At 34.8% G+C, this 4,209-nt stretch carries 4 protein-coding genes and 1 rRNA gene; 3 read left to right on the top strand and 2 right to left on the bottom strand.

Annotation, left to right across the window (positions count from 1 at the left end; translation table 11 throughout):
• Window positions 1–21 precede the first annotated feature (21 nt).
• Window positions 22–136, top strand: a 5S ribosomal RNA gene (rrf, locus tag E0409_RS16380).
• 300 nt (window positions 137–436) lie between these two features.
• Entirely contained in the window at window positions 437–901 is a 465-nt protein-coding gene (locus tag E0409_RS16375; protein WP_131292620.1) for a hypothetical protein, read from the top strand.
• 92 nt (window positions 902–993) lie between these two features.
• On the opposite strand, the gene E0409_RS16370 is transcribed toward E0409_RS16375, so the two are convergent.
• Window positions 994–1,272 carry a hypothetical protein gene (locus E0409_RS16370; RefSeq protein ID WP_131292618.1) on the bottom strand — a complete coding sequence of 93 codons (279 nt, stop codon included), beginning with the start codon at window positions 1,270–1,272 and terminating at the stop codon, window positions 994–996.
• 432 nt (window positions 1,273–1,704) lie between these two features.
• On the opposite strand from E0409_RS16370, the gene apbC reads away from it, so the two are divergent.
• Window positions 1,705–2,985 (top strand): iron-sulfur cluster carrier protein ApbC, encoded by a 1,281-nt coding sequence (gene apbC, locus E0409_RS16365; protein ID WP_131292616.1) that lies wholly within the window; start codon window positions 1,705–1,707, stop codon window positions 2,983–2,985.
• A 289-nt stretch (window positions 2,986–3,274) separates the two neighbouring features.
• On the opposite strand, the gene E0409_RS16360 is transcribed toward apbC, so the two are convergent.
• A complete protein-coding gene (locus E0409_RS16360) occupies window positions 3,275–3,823 on the bottom strand; it encodes a DUF2062 domain-containing protein (RefSeq protein WP_213073382.1) in 549 nt (182 codons plus the stop codon).
• Window positions 3,824–4,209 lie beyond the last annotated feature (386 nt).

Here is a 4,209-nt window from a genome sequence, read left to right as displayed (position 1 = left end):
CGAGTATCCATAAACAGTTGTGCTGGCGACAATAGCAAGAGTGAACCACCTGATCCCTTCCCGAACTCAGAAGTGAAACCTCTTTGCGCTGATGGTAGTGTGGGGTTACCCATGTGAGAGTAAGTCATCGCCAGCTCATTAATTCTAAAATCCCCCTCATCATAGATGAGGGGGATTTTTTTATGGGCGGAAGAAATAGAAAATAAAAAAATCGAACCGAAAAAGAGAAAATAGTCATTTTATCATCATAAAAGATAAATGTTTTAGTTGAAAAGGTGACTAAATCCTAGAATATTTTTAAATTAATATTTTAAGTTACTTCGCTACATTCTGTATTTTCTTTGTTTAGAAATGCAGTTTTAGATTATTAAATCTATGAAATCTACCTGTATAACTAATAGGTTATATAAGCAGTAAATGACATAGAGGAAAAATTATGACAAATGAAAATAAATTAGACAATACAAAAAATAATACATCTAATGTAGGTGGTGACTTAGAGTTTAAAGCGAAAGAAGCGCAACTGCAAGGTGACAAAATAATTGATGATCTAAAAAATAAAGCCGCAAAAATTAAGCTTGAAGGTGAAAAAGCTCTGCATAATTTAAACCAAAAAGCTAAGGCTAAATATAAAGAAGGTAATGTTTCATTTGCTGAAAAGAGTAAGGAATCAGAAACCGAGAAATCAGATTCAGAAAATAAGCTACATGATAGATTGGAGCATTTAAAGACAGAAGCAAGCCATAAATTTGAAGAAGCTAAGCTAAAAGTAACAGAGTTAAAGCATGAAGCCCCAGTTAAATTTGATGAACTAAAAGCACAGGTAAATACTAAATTTGATGAGTTAAAGAAAACTGCGACAGACAAACTTAACAAATTTAAAAAAGATGACCAAGGTTAATTGAGTTAATTTTTAACTAACTATTCCAGCTAAATAATTTTTAATTTAGCTGGAATGATCAGCAGCAAAAATAATGATTTTTTGAAAAAGAGTTATTCGGTTATTTTATCTTTAATTTCTTGATCAGTATTGAGCCATTCAATTTTCCTCACACGATCGTTCACAATGGTGATGGTATACATCATATTTTCTATTTCGTATTTATAGTCCATTGCTAAATCAAGATTTTCCCCTTCTTTGAATTCACGTGTAATCATTGAATTTGGAGACAACTTCAGACGATTTTGCATATCTGCAAAAGTATCGCCTAAACTGATTAATTGCCCTTCCGGGGTAAGTATAGAAGAAGTTTCATTTTGCTGTATGGGCAAATGACATGGCAGTCAATAAAATGCATGAAAGTAATTGTTTTAGCAAAATATGATCCCCGAAAAAAATTGTTATTATAAAAATAATAATGTGTAGCTAATATAAAGAACAAAATAAAGATATGTTCGCATAATAATTGTTACGAAAAATAATCGTTATTTATATTGATAAACCAAGATGTAATTTTTTGAACTGTTTTGGATCTATCTGCTTTAGTTCGTGTTAGTCGATGATTTAATAAAAGTATATTGATAGCAGGTTCAATAGAAAAGACACAATATCATCTTTAAAATAAAGAGTTAAGTCCTAAAACCTACTGATTGGCTCGGATTTTTAGCAAGATTTATAAAGCAAGCTAGAACTTTACTTAACCTTCGCCTCATTTAAAGCTAAACTATGATATTCAGCTGTATGTTCGTATTTGGAGTAAACTTATGTCGTGGCTTTCTTCGCTTAAATCTGTTTTTTCACCCTCGCAGGAGGTGAAGGAGGAAGAAATCCAGAATGTGCTACAAGGCTATATATTGCCAAATTCAAACCATGCACTGAAAGACAGAATTACCCAAGTCAATGTCGAAGGGCGAGTATTACAAATAACCATTAATACTTATCCTGAGGAAGTAGATCATTTACAAAAAATCCATGATGATTTGGCAGATGCCTTAGAAAAATGTGGTATCCAAGAACTCAATATGCATGTGATTCAGCAAAAACATGCACAAGGTGAAAGCTGTTCTAATCATGATCATGGAAAAGAAGGACATAGCTGTTCAAGCAACCCTCAAGGTGAAAATACAACTCCACAAGCTCAAAAACTTCCGCCTATAGTGGATGCTTCAGGAAAAACAGCTCAAGCTGAAACAAAATATGAGCAAGATCCAAACAATCCACCCATTCAAAAACCGGCACCGCAACAAAGAGATGTACCTAAACATCCACGTATTAAAAATGTGATCTTGGTTTCATCGGGTAAAGGTGGTGTGGGTAAATCGACCACCACTGTAAACCTTGCATTGGCATTGCAAAAATTAGGTTTGAAAGTCGGTGTTTTAGATGCTGATATCTATGGTCCAAGTATTCCGACCATGTTGGGTAATGCAGGGCGTACCCCGATGATTGAAGCGGAAAATTTTGTTCCAATCGATGCGTATGGTATGGCGGTTCTATCGATTGGGCATTTAACGGGCGATAACAATACCCCTGTGGCTTGGCGTGGTCCGAAAGCAACAGGTGCATTGATGCAGTTGTTTAACCAAACCTTGTGGCCAGACCTGGATGTTCTGATGATTGATATGCCACCAGGGACAGGGGATATTCAATTGACACTTGCACAGCGTATTCCTGTGACGGGCGCTGTTATTGTGACTACTCCACAAAATGTAGCACTTTTAGATGCAACAAAAGGCATTGAACTGTTTAATAAAGTTCAGATTCCTGTCATGGGAGTCGTGGAAAATATGTCGACACATATTTGTTCGAACTGTGGTTATGAAGAGCAGATTTTCGGTACTGGTGGTGGCGACAAGTTATCTGAACAATACAATATTCCTTTACTGGGGCGTTTACCTTTAAATGTTCAAATTCGCGAAAATGCCGATGCAGGTAAACCTTCTGTACTGGTAGGTGATGATGCGGCTGAAAGCTATATGTCGATTGCTCAAAAAATTGCAGACCAATTACCGAAAGTAGAGAAGCAGCAAAATAGAATTTTTTAATTGCTGATTGAATAGTCAGATTTAAAAAGCTCCACTTCTGTGGGGCTTTTTTATCGAGTGGGATTATGTTTTTTTGAAGTATAAGGTAATAGGATAAAGCTGTTTAGAAGCAGAGTTGATACTTCAATAATGCTTAACAAAAATGTTAAAACTGCGTTGTGGAAGATCATTAATCGCAGAGCGAAAACAAGTGGGCTTCGTCAGGAAAAATATCATAAAGTAAATTTTATAGGCAAAGGCCGTTGCAATAATGCATCTAGTGACATTCTTGTATTTAAAGATTTGATGATTATTTGATATGATGACGACGGTTATAATGCTGAATAATATTCCAGCGCCAAAATAATCGCGTAATCATAAATAATAGAACGGCAAAAATTAAAGCTTCCAACAGTAAACCGGATAATAGAATTTTCGCTAAACTTAGGTCAATATGTCCATTCCCAAAGTGAGTGATCCAATGACTGATCTGATGCAGGACACCCAGTATCATATCTTGATCAATCATATTCACTTGAAACACCTTCGCACCTAGCCAAAAACCAAGATATAAAATGGGAACAAGCGTAAAGGGGTTGGTTAGCCAAGCGAGACATAAACTCACCGGTAAATTGACCTCAAACAGTAAAACCGTCAGAACAATTAAAACACTGTGAAAAGGCAAAGGCAGCATGCCCCAAAAGGTACCAATAAAAATGGCTTTGGAAATAGACTTTCTGTTCACATACCACAGCAACGGATTTAAGGTACGTTGACCAAAAATCTTCATCAGTTTCATCTCCGCGACTTTATGAGGAGAGGGAAGCCATGATTGAAAAAATTGTTTTGCCATAAATATATGATACTTAGATAATAATGTGTTGTGCCTGAATAGACCATTTCAAAGCTGACCAAGTATGACTGAATGATGAAATGAATACTAAAAAAATATTGTCATTGAAATTATTTTTAACAAATGACTATCTGTTTATATTGGAAATATACTAATTAAATATTTGATATATATTAATTATTTTTAATATTTTTAGATTTTTTGAAAAGATATAAAATTGCATATTTGCTAAGTACAATAAACTAATTTACTCTTCGCGCACTCTATAGAGCATAGGTATCTACACATCTTTAGGTACCTAATGCAATCGCAGCAATCTCATTCAGTTCATCTATTGAATATTCCGAAAGTAGTTGAAGAGTGTTCAGTAAAATCGAAAGTCCTGCCAATAT

This window comes from Acinetobacter sp. ANC 4862 (genome assembly GCF_004336635.1).
Classification (GTDB): domain Bacteria; phylum Pseudomonadota; class Gammaproteobacteria; order Pseudomonadales; family Moraxellaceae; genus Acinetobacter.
Note: the sequence above shows the minus strand (reverse complement) of the source record. Positions and strands in the feature narration are given on the sequence as shown.

What these genes read in the sequence shown, in the direction of transcription:
- apbC (WP_131292616.1), top strand. Translation starts at nt 1,705, where the DNA reads ATGTCGTGGCTTTCTTCGCTTAAATCTGTTTTTTCACCCTCGCAGGAG.
- E0409_RS16375 (WP_131292620.1), top strand. Translation starts at nt 437, where the DNA reads ATGACAAATGAAAATAAATTAGACAATACAAAAAATAATACATCTAAT.